Origin of the sequence: Actinomycetospora lutea, assembly GCF_028737205.1 — a bacterium.
GTDB classification, from domain to species: domain Bacteria; phylum Actinomycetota; class Actinomycetes; order Mycobacteriales; family Pseudonocardiaceae; genus Actinomycetospora; species Actinomycetospora lutea.
Map to the genome: position 1 here is coordinate 1 of NZ_JAQZAL010000018.1, position 12,964 is coordinate 12,964.

At 66.7% G+C, this 12,964-nt stretch carries 11 protein-coding genes, 1 tRNA gene and 1 pseudogene; 6 read left to right on the forward strand and 7 right to left on the reverse strand.

What is annotated here, in order from left to right; translation table 11 throughout:
- Positions 1-1,978 precede the first annotated feature (1,978 nt).
- Positions 1,979-2,317, forward strand: coding sequence for a hypothetical protein (locus PHK61_RS19545; RefSeq protein ID WP_274282691.1), 339 nt, complete (start codon positions 1,979-1,981; stop codon positions 2,315-2,317).
- A gap of 391 nt (positions 2,318-2,708) precedes the next feature.
- On the opposite strand, the gene PHK61_RS19550 is transcribed toward PHK61_RS19545, so the two are convergent.
- From PHK61_RS19550 to PHK61_RS19560, 3 genes are all read right to left on the reverse strand, one after another.
- A complete protein-coding gene (locus PHK61_RS19550) occupies positions 2,709-3,278 on the reverse strand; it encodes a hypothetical protein (protein WP_274282692.1) in 570 nt (189 codons plus the stop codon).
- A 558-nt stretch (positions 3,279-3,836) separates the two neighbouring features.
- Entirely contained in the window at positions 3,837-4,103 is a 267-nt protein-coding gene (locus tag PHK61_RS19555) for a sigma factor-like helix-turn-helix DNA-binding protein (RefSeq protein WP_274282693.1), read from the reverse strand.
- 475 nt (positions 4,104-4,578) lie between these two features.
- Entirely contained in the window at positions 4,579-5,196 is a 618-nt protein-coding gene (locus PHK61_RS19560) for an SOUL family heme-binding protein (protein WP_274282694.1), read from the reverse strand.
- 485 nt (positions 5,197-5,681) lie between these two features.
- On the opposite strand from PHK61_RS19560, the gene PHK61_RS19565 reads away from it, so the two are divergent.
- Together PHK61_RS19565 and PHK61_RS19570 are read left to right on the forward strand one after the other, a co-directional pair.
- Complete coding sequence (locus PHK61_RS19565) at positions 5,682-6,314, forward strand: DUF4360 domain-containing protein (RefSeq protein WP_274282695.1); 633 nt, start codon at positions 5,682-5,684, stop codon at positions 6,312-6,314.
- Between the two features lie 370 nt (positions 6,315-6,684).
- Positions 6,685-7,227 carry a hypothetical protein gene (locus PHK61_RS19570; protein WP_274282696.1) on the forward strand — a complete coding sequence of 181 codons (543 nt, stop codon included), beginning with the start codon at positions 6,685-6,687 and terminating at the stop codon, positions 7,225-7,227.
- Between the two features lie 123 nt (positions 7,228-7,350).
- On the opposite strand, the gene PHK61_RS19575 is transcribed toward PHK61_RS19570, so the two are convergent.
- Both PHK61_RS19575 and PHK61_RS32105 read right to left on the reverse strand, forming a co-directional pair.
- Positions 7,351-8,304 carry an ISL3 family transposase gene (locus tag PHK61_RS19575; protein WP_274282697.1) on the reverse strand — a complete coding sequence of 318 codons (954 nt, stop codon included), beginning with the start codon at positions 8,302-8,304 and terminating at the stop codon, positions 7,351-7,353.
- Positions 8,274-8,510 (reverse strand): annotated as a pseudogene (locus PHK61_RS32105) (transposase family protein); the annotation flags it as partial. The pseudogene PHK61_RS32105 and the gene PHK61_RS19575, both read right to left, overlap by 31 nt.
- A gap of 378 nt (positions 8,511-8,888) precedes the next feature.
- On the opposite strand from PHK61_RS32105, the gene PHK61_RS19580 reads away from it, so the two are divergent.
- Positions 8,889-9,632, forward strand: a complete 744-nt coding sequence (locus PHK61_RS19580; RefSeq protein ID WP_274282698.1) for a TIGR00266 family protein — start codon at positions 8,889-8,891, stop codon at positions 9,630-9,632.
- Between the two features lie 23 nt (positions 9,633-9,655).
- Here the strand turns inward: PHK61_RS19580 and PHK61_RS19585 are convergent.
- Positions 9,656-9,732: transfer RNA gene (locus tag PHK61_RS19585), tRNA-Lys, on the reverse strand.
- A 538-nt stretch (positions 9,733-10,270) separates the two neighbouring features.
- Between PHK61_RS19585 and PHK61_RS19590 the strand changes: the two genes are divergently transcribed.
- Together PHK61_RS19590 and PHK61_RS19595 are read left to right on the forward strand one after the other, a co-directional pair.
- The gene (locus PHK61_RS19590) at positions 10,271-10,732 is read left to right on the forward strand and encodes a hypothetical protein (RefSeq protein ID WP_274282699.1); all 462 of its coding nucleotides are present in this window, start codon (positions 10,271-10,273) and stop codon (positions 10,730-10,732) included.
- A gap of 402 nt (positions 10,733-11,134) precedes the next feature.
- Positions 11,135-11,932 carry an ArsR/SmtB family transcription factor gene (locus PHK61_RS19595; RefSeq protein WP_274282700.1) on the forward strand — a complete coding sequence of 266 codons (798 nt, stop codon included), beginning with the start codon at positions 11,135-11,137 and terminating at the stop codon, positions 11,930-11,932.
- Here the strand turns inward: PHK61_RS19595 and PHK61_RS19600 are convergent.
- Positions 11,922-12,959 carry a PHP domain-containing protein gene (locus tag PHK61_RS19600; RefSeq protein WP_274282701.1) on the reverse strand — a complete coding sequence of 346 codons (1,038 nt, stop codon included), beginning with the start codon at positions 12,957-12,959 and terminating at the stop codon, positions 11,922-11,924. The two genes, PHK61_RS19595 and PHK61_RS19600, sit on opposite strands and share 11 nt — an antisense overlap.
- Positions 12,960-12,964 lie beyond the last annotated feature (5 nt).

A 12,964-nucleotide genomic window follows, 5' to 3' on the forward strand; every position in this document is an offset into this window, starting at 1 on the left:
CCACGGCCAGCATGCTCGCCGACATCACGCTCAAGATTCAGGAGACACGCCCTAGAGGTGGACCAGCAGTGCAGGGCAGTCCGCGAGAATCTCGATCAACTCACCGAGGGACGGGCGGCCAGAGCCTCCCCGCCTTGACCGGGCCCGCCGTAATGCTGACATAGAGTAACCAACCTGAATCAGAATGTGCAAACCCAAGGGCACAGCGCGCGGGACGGGCACGAAGCGCACACTGCTGACCTGGATTATCCGGATCCACTCGTGCAAGCTATCACTTATGACACCGGCAGGGTTTCCGTGGGCAAGGCTCGCACTGTCAGCCGCCCTATTGGCCGCCGGCATCTTAATTTGGCGGCTGTTGGGCACGGACACTTTGAAGACACTGGTAGCAGTCACAGGGGTCGGTTTCACCGCGTGCTTGCTGTGGCTTGCTAAAGGAGTCATCAGTTGGCGTGCTGGGAGCCCGACCAATGATGCGAAAGCTGTAAGTGATGCCGCAGATCAGCTAGCGCGCGCGGTTGAGAGTTTCTGGACGAAGGAAGCTGCGCACCGCGGTCTAACGTCTCCGATGCCAATCTCGGTAAGACTCCGACTCGCTGACGAGGCGCTCTCTGCGCACCCAGCACAATGGAGGAATCTGGGTGACGTCCAGGTGCTCGAACGCGAGGCTACACTGGGAAACACGTCAAACATAGGCGATGTCTACGATAGAGTACGGACCGGCCGCCTCGTAGTGGTCGGTCCTCCTGGCGGAGGTAAAACGGCTGCGGCAGTAATGCTTCTCCTCGCCTTGCTCGAGCGCAGGAGGCCCGGCGAGCCCGTTCCCGTCCTCTTTCCGCTGTCAGCGTGGACCGAAAGTTCATCGATAGAAAGTTGGATGTCCGCCCAGCTGGCACTGTTGCATCGCGTTCCACCAGCCGTCGGCTCAGCCCTGGTCGGAGCCCGCCTCGTTATGCCCATTCTTGACGGACTCGACGAAGTACCCGAAAACCTGTTGAATGCATGCATTGCGGACATACACACGCTTAATGATCGCCTAGTCCTAACCTGCAGGACCCTCCAGTACACACGCGCGACCCAAGAGAAGGTGATGGATAGGGCAGCGGTCATCACGGTCGCGCCACTTGACCGCAAACTCGCGGCCAATTATCTACGTCATTCCGGCAGCGCAGACACACGGCGTTGGAGCCGAGTGTTGGACGCCCTCGCTCGCGCGGAGCAGAACCCGTGCCAGATCGCATTAACTAGCCCGTTGATGCTCTCCTTGGCGAGAACCGTGTTTCAGGCGTCCACCTCAGAACCTTCGATGCTGGTTGAGATGAAGTCGGTCGACGAGGTCGAATCTTTCCTACTAAGGAATCTCCTCAAGGCGGTGTACGGCCGCGATCGTGGAGACTTGTCACCAGGAGTCGCCCAGAGGTACCTCACATTCTTCTTATTGCATTCGACGGAGCTAGGACCTGGCGGTATTCGGTGGTGGCGGCTACCGGCGTGCTTACCGCACTGGACCTTCCGATTTGTGGTTAGCACGCTACTCGCGACGCTCGCTTTGGCGGTCAGCTTCCCCGTCATCGCATTGACTAACTCCCCCAAGGGTCAACTCACATCTCAAGATTCCATACTTGTGATCGTTCTTTCCTCACTTTGTGCTATCGCTGGCTTGGTGTCGAAAACAGTGCGGACTGCACCGGCGGATCAACATCGGCCATCTTTCCGCTCTGTTGGGAGCGGCCTGGTCGCAATCTCGGCGGGAACCGTAGGGACGATTGCCTGGGGTGTAGTGGCCACCTCGGCGTCCCTCTCAGACCAAATCACGGGCCTCGTGGCGGTCGTTTTGATGATCGCCTCGCTGTCTTTCGGGCTAGTTCGAATGTTCTCGGCTCCGTTGGTACGTTCGGTAACTCCGCGAGACAGCCTCCGGTCGGATGTTCGGGCCGGCCTCGTCGTCGCGGTGGTGATAGTCCTGGCAGGAGTGGCCTTGGCAGTGGTGCTCGGAAACGCGACTCAATCCGACGTTGCTGGCTACTTGGGCGGCGGCGCACTTGTTGGCTTTCTTACCGCAATTTCTCTGCTGCCGTCGAAGTGCTCAGCTGCGAACTTCTCACTAGCTTCCTTCATGCTGTCCCGAGGAGGCCGGTTGCCCCGTCGGCCGCTGCGTTTTCTCGACGATGCCTACGAACGCGGGATACTGCGTCGATCTGGCATGATCTACCAGTTCCGGCATGATCGCTTCCGCGAGTTTCTCCTTAATCCCCAAGGAGCGGAAAACGTTTCGACGGCATCGGCAGCGCTGAGGCCTACCGACGCTGCTTTCTGAACTTGACGGACCCCGAGGAGCCCCGCCCCGCGGACCGCGCTCGCACCCTGCAAAGGGTACCCCGCTTGTTGAGTACTTGAGCAGATGAGATCTAAGCGCAGCATCCGGCCGATAGCACACGAAGGAAGAAGCAAGAGAGAAAGTCAAGAATCAGCGCAAGAGCACGGAAGACGAAAGGAAAGAGGGAAGTCATAGAACACGGCCTATTATGTCGACTATTACCGTGAGTCCGCCTACGAAAGCTAGGACTTTAGCGATTCGGCCAACCCCGATCATCGGGAAGCCGTGCAGATTTAGGGGTTTGACGTCGCAGCCAATCCACCACTGGTCCCAGGCTTGCCAGTAGCCAACGCTCGTGTCAGGGAGCAAGCATTCTGTCACCATACTTGGGCTATGCGCGAGGATCGTCGTCGGGGATGGACTCGACCTCGGTAAGCGGTCCAATTTCGCTTAGCGCTTGAGCCGCAGGGAACTCCTCCGATGGGTCAAAGTCGGGTGTTCTTACACCTATTTCGCTCGCGAGCACCTCGCGATACTTGCGCAGAGAGTCCATAGCGTGGTCCAGTTGGAGTTGTTGCAGTTCTAGTGTCTCAAATGCTGTATCTCTTTGCTGCGTGTCCCACTCCTTCTTCAGTTCAAGCAGATACTTGAGTCCCCGCAGGACGCCATAGCCGAGGGCTCCGGCAGTCGCGTACGGGGTCCCTGCGACTGCTTGATGAAGGACCAAGTCCCAGGGACTTGCCAGGGACATTCGCTTCACCCGCAGGCGGGGGTATTGGTCCAAGTGCATCGCGAATCGACCCTCTAGTTCTGCAAACTCAGCCTGGATCGTCCATACACGCAGATGGAGGTGGTCTAAGTTGGAACTTTGCCGCGAAATTTGATTGAGGTATGGCCAATCTTGTAGGTCGATGCCGACCAGCAGGTTTTCGACCTCGGTCCGTTCGGTTGCTCGCGTCACCCTCGTCCTCCACCCGTCGGCACGGGGTGGAGCGTGCCATAGGTGATCAGGCTAGGGACTCCACGTATTCACTAGCCGGTACCTGAGGTGCGGGGGGACGTGGGTGCCTGGTGTGTGCCGGAACAGCCAACAGGTCCAGCCCTCAGCCGGCCAGGGTCCGGCTCAGCGGGCTGCCCCCGGCGCAACGCGGCGCGGAGACGCGGGCCAGAGGACCCCACATCACCGTTCGTGGCTCCCCGCCCCAGGCACAAGCACCCGCGGTCGCACGAGGCGAGGCACAAACTGTGCCTAGTGCGAGATCAGCAGGGTCGCTGTGACCTGGCGTGATGGGCCTGATGGGCGTGGTGGTCGCCGGCGGCGGCCAGAGATTGGTCGATGCCGGCGGGTACGTCCGGCGGGATCGGCTCAGCAGGATCGTCTCCGCCCGAATCCTGGCCGGATGGAAGGTGGCCAGTGCAGGCGCGGCCGGCGCGCACCAGGGCGAAGGAGGGGCGGTGTCGTTGGTGTCGTCGAGCCCGCCGAGTAGGTGCAGGGCGGGCTGCGGCGCGGGTGTCGCCGTCAAGTGCGGCGGCGAACATCCGCCCGGGCGGCCACGTGGGCGCGCACGGCCGCCTGAGTGCGCAAGGTGCCGGACTTGATCGTGCTCACGGCAACGCCGAACAGCTCGGCGGCCTCCTCGACCGTCAGCCCGTCAAGGTTCATCACTTCCACCACCAGCCGCTGACCACGAGGCAATGCGGCCAGTAGTTCGGGCAGGGCCGCGGCTTTGTGCGCCCGGTCGATCACCGCCGCCGACGGTTGACCCGCCTCGGTGCGCTTGGTCACGTCGTAGGGCCGATCGACGACTTGGTCTTGAAGGAGACCACCAGCGGTCTAAGCGCCCTCCGACCCCCCACCCACCGCGGCAGAGCTGCCCTTGCCGGCCTTTGGCCCCGGACGGCCGCTCCGGGCACGTGGCTGCCGGTGTTGCGTCCGCTGAAAGCAGCAGAGCTACTCGCACCCCGATGCTGGACGCCTGGTGGCGCGTCGACTTAGAGCCCATCTCCTGGTTGATGAGTTGTCGGACGCAAGCCATGGGTACTCCCGACGGACTGCCTTCCGGAAGTCATGGATTGCGGTTGAGGCTTCGTGGAGCTTGGCCTCCCAGTAGTCCCCCACGTCAGGCTCCACTTCCTCTCGATCTCGAGAGTTCCGCTACCAATGATCCGTGGGCGTCTGCACGGCATATATAGCAACGTGCATCTCGTATTCGCACTGTTCCAACGAAGGCGAAGCTGTCACAAGTACGCGAGCGCGCTGATCATGGTAAGTGTACCAAGTCTTGAGGTACCGCCACGCTGTTGCCGATCTCGCGCTGCCGGTGTCGCCGCCCGAGGCCTACGCGCTCCTCGACGCGGCGGGCGGCATCACGAACCGGATGCTCACCGCCGACGCCCTCGACGATGTTCGACCGTGCGTAACGCAGCACGGCGACAGTCTCCCCGGGCACCGTCACGAGCCTGACCTCGTCGTCGTCGTCGTCGGGAACGGGCAGGGTCTCCAGCGTCCACTTCGACGGCATGAAGAACCGGACCCGCCACCCACCGCCGTCCGCCCCGGACTGCGCGACCGGGGCGGTCATGGCGATCTCGTCGCCACCGGCCGGCTGCTGCGCCACTGGCGCCGTCATCGCGATCTCGTCGCCGCGGTGGTTCGCGCCGAAGATGTAGCGCGCCAGGCGCCGGAACCCGAGGTTCCGGGCCTGGTCCTCCTCCCCCGTGACCACCGTCTCCGCCGCGATCCGCGGCCCGTACCGCCGGAGCTCGACCCTCCCGCTCAATGGCCGACGCAGGAAGTGCGGTTCCTCCGTACCGACCCGGACTCCTCCTATCGACAACACGGACTCGACCACCTGCACGGCAAGCTTGCGGACGTCCACGCGACCCTCCTCAGAACGCTCACTGGCCTATCGCAAAAAACCCGCAACGGGCGCGGCGACGACCGGCGCGGCTGATCGACCTCTGACAGGTCGTCGTCGCACGCTCAGGTATCGCTCGCACAAGCCCAGCGAAGGTCCACGTGCATGGCCGGCCCAGTGCTCGCGCGCGGGAGGATCCAACGGGGCTCCCGACCCGGGCCGGGAAGGTCGACGGAGCGCTTCCTCGAGCCGCCCGGAGGCTTGTGATCTATAGGAGCATCAACGCCCCTGGCCGAGCGCTGCGCACCGCACCACCGCAAGTCCAGCCTCGACCACAAGGCCGTCCCCAAATGCTTGAGCCATTCCCAACCCACTCAGATCGTCCTGGCGATGCTTCGCACGACAGTGATCGCAACGCATACCGTGACTACAGTTGCTCGTTAGTGGGCCGGGTGTAACGGCAGGCGACCTCCCACCGATTCCCCTGACCGACGAAGGGGGAGAGCATGGATGTCCGCGAGCTTTGTGGATCTCGAGTGCTGCGGGTGTTGCTGGTTGGCCTCGCGCTCTGCGCCCTCGGTGCGGCGCCGGCCGCTGCTGAGGACGCACAGGCCGCGCTGCCATCGGACCCCGTAACGATCAGCTCGATCACCTATCAGGGCGACGGGTGTCCCGCCGGAACAGCCGGCACGGCGATCCGCGAGGACCTGCAGTCTGCAGAGATCATCTACGACCAATTCCTGGTAAGAGCGGGGTCGGCCGTTTCGGACAGTGCACGAAAGAGCAGTTGTCGAGTCACGCTCACTGTGCAGACCCCGACCGGATGGTCCTGGGCGGCTTCCCTTCGCCAAGCCGGGTATGTGCTGGCTCCACCGAACGTAACTGCGCGAACGACAGTTCGACTGGGCACGACCGGCGGCGGCTCGGGAGCACCGATCGGCACTGACAGCTTCGCTGGTCCTCGGGACGAAGACTATCTCGTGCAGTACGATACGGAGCCACGGCGCTCCGGCGGAACGTGCGGAGGACCGAGTTCAGCAACCTTCACTACCGAGATCGGCTTCGTCGGGAATCCCCGGCCGGACGGTGTCATGAGTGTCGACAACAGCAAGTTCGCCATCGTTGGGGTTCCCTGCTGAATGTTCGCCGTTCGCGGGCCGTTAGCTCGCCTACCGTTCAATTTGACAAGGGCCACGTTCGCGGCCCGATCGATTCGACGCCCGGCGGAATGCGGCAGCGCAGCGACGTCCACTGATCCTCTCTCTTCGCGCCACGAAGCATCGCTCATGACCGTGAATAGCAGTGCTGGCTGGCGGTGGCTCAGGCCGAATCGGCGTGACGTCGGCAACGGAGAGGTCGTGGTGGACGGGCAGAAGACGGGAGGCGTGGCGCCACCCGCCATTGGTCGAAGGCGGTGTCGGCCCCGCATCATCCCCCGCACTTCGACCACGCTTCGCGCTACTGCGAAGATGGTGGCGAGCAAGCTGGTCAGCTCGTTGAGGAGGCTTGGTGGCGGAGGATCTTGCGGAACAGCGACGCCGGGTCCGTCAACGGTTACACGAGGATCAAGCCGACGCGACACAGCTTGCTGAGCGGCGAGCCGCGGAGACCGCTCGGGCGATGGCTGACGCTAACCGGGCAGCGAGCTCTCGTCGGCGACGTCAAGCTACGGACCATGAGCTGTCACGTCTGTTTTTCGCCTGGACGAAGGCACTCGGCATCCCCGAGGTCAAGAAGTACAACCAGGGGCTTCTTGCTCGTCGCCTGAGCACCATCGTCGTGCGGGAGCAGGAAGTCGAGAGACTCGACAGGGACACGGGCGACGGCTCGGGCAACTTCCACCAACGCGATCACTGGCTGCTCGAGGATGGGCGAACCATCTCCACCGATGCCGGTCGTGTCCCCAGCAAAGACCCCCGCTACGGACGGCCTAGCGCCGCAACGCACCAAACTTACGACGACCTGCGCCAGACGATCCGACGCATCGAGGAAAGATACGAAATCATGTTCCCCCATCGATACCTTATGCGGGAATCGGAGCCCGAAGCCTGATTCAGGACAAGCGAGACTGGCGATCACGTTGCTCGAGATCGTGGTAGTCACCCTCGACCAGACCGGGTCAAAGACCTTGCTTGACCACTGTGTCCCGGTCGTCCATAAGCGGCTCTTCCGGAACTAGAGTGCGAGCCGCCCGCAGTGCAGCAAAGATCTGATCCAGTAGTTGATGGGATTGCGGAAGCCCAGGGCGCTGCGGCGTAGCGCCTCGAGCCGGCCATTGATGGCCTCGGTTGGGCCGTTGGAGGCGCGGCGATCGAAGTAGGCCAGCACATCGTCGCGGCGCCGCTGCAGGGTCCGGCCGAGCTGGGCGAGCTCCTCCAGGCCGCCCGGCAGGTCGCGGCGCAGGCTGTCGATGACCGCGGTGAGCAGACGGCGGCCGTGCTGGGGGTCGGGCTGGGCGTAGGCGTCGATGATCCGCTGGTAGGCCCACCACGTGACCTCGACCGCGGCGTGCTGCTCGGCGGCGAACACCGCGGCCAGCCGGGTCTTCTGCCTGTCGGTGAGCAGCGCGAGCCGGGTGCGCAGCACGCGGCGGACCCGGTAGAGCGGGTCGCCGGCGCGGCCGCGGTGCCCCAGGGTGTCCTGCTGCACCCGCTGGCGGCACAGGTCGAGCTTCGCGCCGGCCAAGGCGACGGTGTGGAACGGATCCATCACCGTGGTCGCGTCGGGCAACTGCTCGCTGGCGGCGGTCTTGTAGCCGCCGAACCCGTCCATCGCGACGACCTCGACCCGGTTGCGGAAGCCCTGGTCGCGGGCGGCGAGCCAGTCGCGCATCGCCGCGGCGGAGCGTCCGGGGACCAGGTCGAGCAACCGCGCAGGCCCCTGACCGGCCACGACGTCGGTGAGGTCGACGATCACGGTGACGAACCCATCGCCCTCGGTGTGGCGGGGGTGGGCCCACCGGTGCTCGTCGACCCCGATCACGCGGACGCCGTCGAGCCGAGCGCGGTCACCGGTGAGCAGGGTGCGGGTGGCGGCGACGGCGAGGCCGTTGACGGTGTCCCACGACCGCCCGAGCTCCCGCGCGACCGCCGCCACCGTCATCCGATCCACCGCCAGGCGGCGCAGCACGAACCCGCGCAGCGCCGCGTGATCGTCGACCCCGGCCGGGCCACGGTCGAGGTGTCGGCGGTGAACACCTCGCGGTCACAGCCAGAGCGAGCGCACCGGTAGCGCGGGACGCGGACCCGCAGCTGGGTCGGGTGCCCGGCCAACGGCAGGTCGGTCAGCCGCCGCTCCACGGCGTCCCGATAGCTACCGGCGACTCCACAGCCCGGGCACCTCGCCGGTCCGTGGCCTAGGAACCTTCATCATCAACTTCTCGGGGCCCGCCTCACTGCACCGACACGGCCTCACCGGCCCCGTCGCTCACGGCCTCCCGTGCACTCAATATCCGGAAGAGCCCCATAAGCGGGATCTCGGTCGAGTGGCGACCAATCGCGCTGCTCGGCCGACCGAGCGTGTCATAGAACCGGGTTATCGGCGCGCGTGGGGCTTCGATGATCCACTCCAGCGTTTGGCGCCTCCACCCCCGCTACCCGAGCCCGTAGGCCGTCGAGCGCGGAGCCGGTTTACCCGACGGCGGGGTGCCCTTTCGTGCCCGTGGCTCTGAGGTTCACTCACGAGGTTGAGCCGCGGGGCGGGAAGGTGGGCGGATGGATAGCGCAGTCACGATGCTTCCCGACCACGGCCACGCCCACGCCCACGGGATGGACTACCGCATCGATTTCCGCCCCACGGCCGCCCTCGCCACGCTCACACTGCCGCCGGGCTACACCGTGCGCGCCGAGTCCGGGGCCATGGTCTCCATGGGCGGGGACGTCACCCTGGACTCCTCGATGGAGGGCGGACTCTGGGGCGCCGTCAAACGCAGCGCGGGCGGGCGGTCCGGGTTCGTCTCGCGCTTCACCGGTCCCGGCGAGCTCGCGCTCGCCCCGCCCGCGCCCGGCGACGTCGTCCCCGTCGAGCTCACCGGGCGGCCCTACGCGATCGCCGCGCACGGCTACCTCGCCTCCTCCGACGGTGTCGAGATCGACACCGGGTGGGGCGGCGCGAAGTCATTCTTCGCTTCCCAGAGCGCGTTCGTACTCCAGGCCTCCGGCATCGGCGTCGTGCTGCTGTCCGCCTTCGGCGCTCTCGCACACCGCACTCTCGCTCCCGGCGAGCGTCACCTCGTCGACACCGGACACCTCATCGCCTGGCCCGCCGACTCCCACTACACCGTGCGTAAGGCGACACGGAGCTTGTTCCGATCGGTGACGTCGGGCGCGGGCCTGGTCGCAGAATTCACCGGCCCCGCCGACCTGCTCCTCCAGACCCGAGACCTGCGCGCTCTCGCAACCGCGCTCACGCCCCACCTACCGAAGTCGCAGGGCACGACGGAAGGCACGGACGGGTAGAGCAGCGTAACCCCGGTCGAAGTTGGTGGGCCCCGTGGGACTCGAACCCACAACCAACGGATTAAAAGTCCGTAGCTCTGACCCATTGAGCTAGAGGCCCGCGACCGCGGTGAGCCGCAGGGAGAGCGTAGCCGGGCAGCCCCGTCGACCAGCCACACGCGGGGGCCGGAGCCGGTCGCGTTGGGCCGTTCGGCGCATCCATCGTGGCGTTCGGCGAACGCCTGTGGCCGTCGGTAGACGGGAGCGCTGCGTACGCGGAGCCCCACTCGGTGCAGTCGGCCGCTCCCGTTCAGGTGAGCCCGGCGCGACGCCCGGAGCACACCTCGCTCTGTTCTCGCTGGTCAGCGCGTTGCCCCGAGATCGGGCGCCGACGCACGCTGCGACGCGCCGGGACGGGCCGCCGGGTGATCGTCCGACGCAGCGTCACCGATGGTCACCGTGAGGTCACTGTCGTGCCGCGGTGAGGAAACGAGTACGAACAGCGGTACCGGAGGTCCCGCCTCCGGGACGCACGACCGATGCGGTTGGTCGAGCATTCCCCGACACTCGACGCCTCACCGCCGCGACGGTTGCCCGCGGGCCCCGACGGAGCGCTTGACGCCTCAGGCGCGCCGGCCGCACGGAGAGGAGCCACCGACATGTCGATGGCCGTGGTCATGTCCGAGATGCCCGACGTCTGGCGCAAGGTGCTCACCGAGCACGTGCCCGACGCCCAGCAGAACTGCCACGAGTGCTTCCAGGGCGGGTCCCGCGCGAGCTGGCCGTGCCAGACCTACCGGATCGCCCAGGAGGCGAAGTGGGTCGCCGAGGGCGGCCTGCCCGGGACGGGCCCGCACGGCCCGGGGCCGAGCCGCACCAGGATCACCCCGCCGGAGCCGCAGCTCGACGCGTCGCCCTCCGGGCCCCGGGGCCGTCACGGCGACCCGCTGGAGCCCGCCCCCACGACGGGTGGCTGGGCCCTCGACGACCGCCCGCTGGCCGGCGACCCGCTCGGCGAGACCTCGAGCTCGACCGGCGAGCGTCCCTACGGGTCGACCTTCGATGCGCCCTACGGCTCGTCCTTCGGCGTCGACGACCGGCTGCACGCCTCGCGCTGGTAGCGGTTCGGCCCCCGGAGACAGGCAGGCCCCCGGAGACAGGCAGGCCCCCGGAGCGATTTCCCGTCGCCCCGGCGTGGCCGGGCGATCGGGCCCCGACTGGACTGGGGTCGGGGGCTCCGGGGGCTGGTGTCCTGCCTGGATTCGCTGGCCGCCCTGCCACGGGATCAGTGGTCACCACTGCCCGCGGACCGGCCATTCCACGGCCTTCGAGCGACTAGCTGACGGACACCTCACGAGTCCTGTCGTTCTTCAACGCTGGACCACCTCCTCTCCCGTGTGCAGCCCAACGTAGGCGCGTCGCGATCACCCCGCAAACGGCTTCCGGAGCCCGTCGTTGACAGGCAACCGATCGGTTCCCTATCGTTGGATGGGCAACCTGGAGGTTGCCTGATCGGAGTGGTGATGGACGAGGTGTTCCGCGCCCTCGCCGACCCCAGTCGGCGGGCGCTGCTCGATGCCCTGCACGACCGCGGCGGCCAGTCGCTGCGCGAGCTCGGCGAGGGTCTGGAGATGTCCCGCCAGGCCGTCGCGAAGCACCTGGGCGTGCTCGAGGACGCAGGTCTCGTCGTCACCTCGTGGCACGGGCGGGAGAAGCACCACCACCTCAACGCCGCGCCGATCAACGACGTCGCCGACCGGTGGATCCGGCGGTACGACCGGGCGCGGGCGGAGGCCCTCGCCGACCTGAGGACGGTCCTGCAGGACCACGAGGAGACCGAGATGTCCGACGACTTCGTCTACGTCACCTACATCCGCACGACGCCCGAGAAGCTCTGGCAGGCGCTCACCGAGCCGGCCTTCATCGCGCGTTACTTCGAGGGCGGCGGCCCGCAGTCGGACTGGCGCGTGGGCTCGAAGGTGCTGTGGTCGATGCAGGGCGAGGACCACCACGACTGGGACCAGCACGTGCTCGAGGCCGACCCGCCGCGGCGCCTGTCCTACAGCTGGCACAACTACCAGCCCGAGATGGCCGAGATGTTCGGGTGGAGCGACGAGCGCCTCGCCGAGCTGCAGCAGGAGAAGATCTCGAAGGTCACCTTCGACATCGAGCCGGCGGGCACGTCGGTCAAGCTCACGGTCACCCACGACGACTTCGCGCCCGACAGCGAGATGCGCGCGGGCGTCGCGCAGGGCTGGCCGGCGATCCTGTCGAACCTGAAGTCCTACCTGGAGACCGGCGAGATCGCCGTCACCGGTTGACGTGCCGCCAGGCGGCGAGGTCGTCGGCGGAGCGGGTGTTGACGATCCGGTCCACCGGCACCTCGCACTCCTGCGCGCGCTCGCAGCCGAAGGGCTGCCAGTCGAGCTGGCCGGGGGCGTGCGCGTCGGTGTCGACGACGAACTCGCACCCCGCGGCCAGGGCCTGGCGCAGCAGGTCCCGCGGAGGGTCGAGCCGCTCGGGCCGCGAGTTGATCTCGACGGCCACGCCGTTCTCGATGCACGCGTCGAAGACGGCCTCGGCGTCGAACGCAGACGGCGGGCGCGTCCCCCGCCCGCCAGTGACGAGCCGGCCGGTGCAGTGGCCGAGCACGTCGACCAGCGGGTGCGACACCCCGGCGATCATGCGGGCGGTCATCAGCTCGCTCGGTGCGCGCAGCTTGGAGTGCACGCTCGCGACGACGAAGTCCAGCTCTTCGAGGAGGTCGTCGGGGGCGTCGATGTCGCCGTCCTCGAGGATGTCGACCTCGATGCCGCGCAGCAGGCGGAACGGGGCCAGCTCCTCGTTCACCTGAGCGATCACGTCGAACTGCCGCCGCCGACGCTCGGGGGTGAGGCCGTTCGCGACGGTGAGGTTCTCCGAGTGGTCGGTGAGCACCATCCACTCGTGCCCGAGGTCGCGGGCCGTGCGGGCCATCTCGAGGATGTCGCTGCCGCCGTCGGACCAGGTCGAGTGGGTGTGGCAGTCGCCCCGCAGGGCGGCGCGGATCGCGGCGCCGCCGCCGACGGGCCCGGTGTGGCGCGCCTCGAGCTCCGCGAGCGTCGTCGACGTCCCGCCGTCGAGGACCTCGGTGACGACGGCGGCGGTCTTCTTCCCGACGCCCTTGAGGTCGGTGAGGGTTCCGGCGCTGGCTCGCGTGGCAACCTCGGCGGGGTCGAGCTCGGCCAGCCGTTCGGCCGCCGAGCGGTAGGCCTTCACCCGGTAGGTCTCGGCCCGTTCACGCTCGAGGTAGAAGGCGACGGCGCGCAGGGCGGCGATCGGGTCACCGTCGACGGGCAGGGCGGTCACGTGTC

Bases quoted from the DNA above. Each gene is read 5' to 3' on its own strand.
- PHK61_RS19595 (WP_274282700.1), top strand. From the start codon at position 11,135: ATGGACGAGGTGTTCCGCGCCCTCGCCGACCCCAGTCGGCGGGCGCTG.
- PHK61_RS19590 (WP_274282699.1), top strand. From the start codon at position 10,271: ATGTCGATGGCCGTGGTCATGTCCGAGATGCCCGACGTCTGGCGCAAG.
- PHK61_RS19565 (WP_274282695.1), top strand. From the start codon at position 5,682: ATGGATGTCCGCGAGCTTTGTGGATCTCGAGTGCTGCGGGTGTTGCTG.
- PHK61_RS19580 (WP_274282698.1), top strand. From the start codon at position 8,889: ATGGATAGCGCAGTCACGATGCTTCCCGACCACGGCCACGCCCACGCC.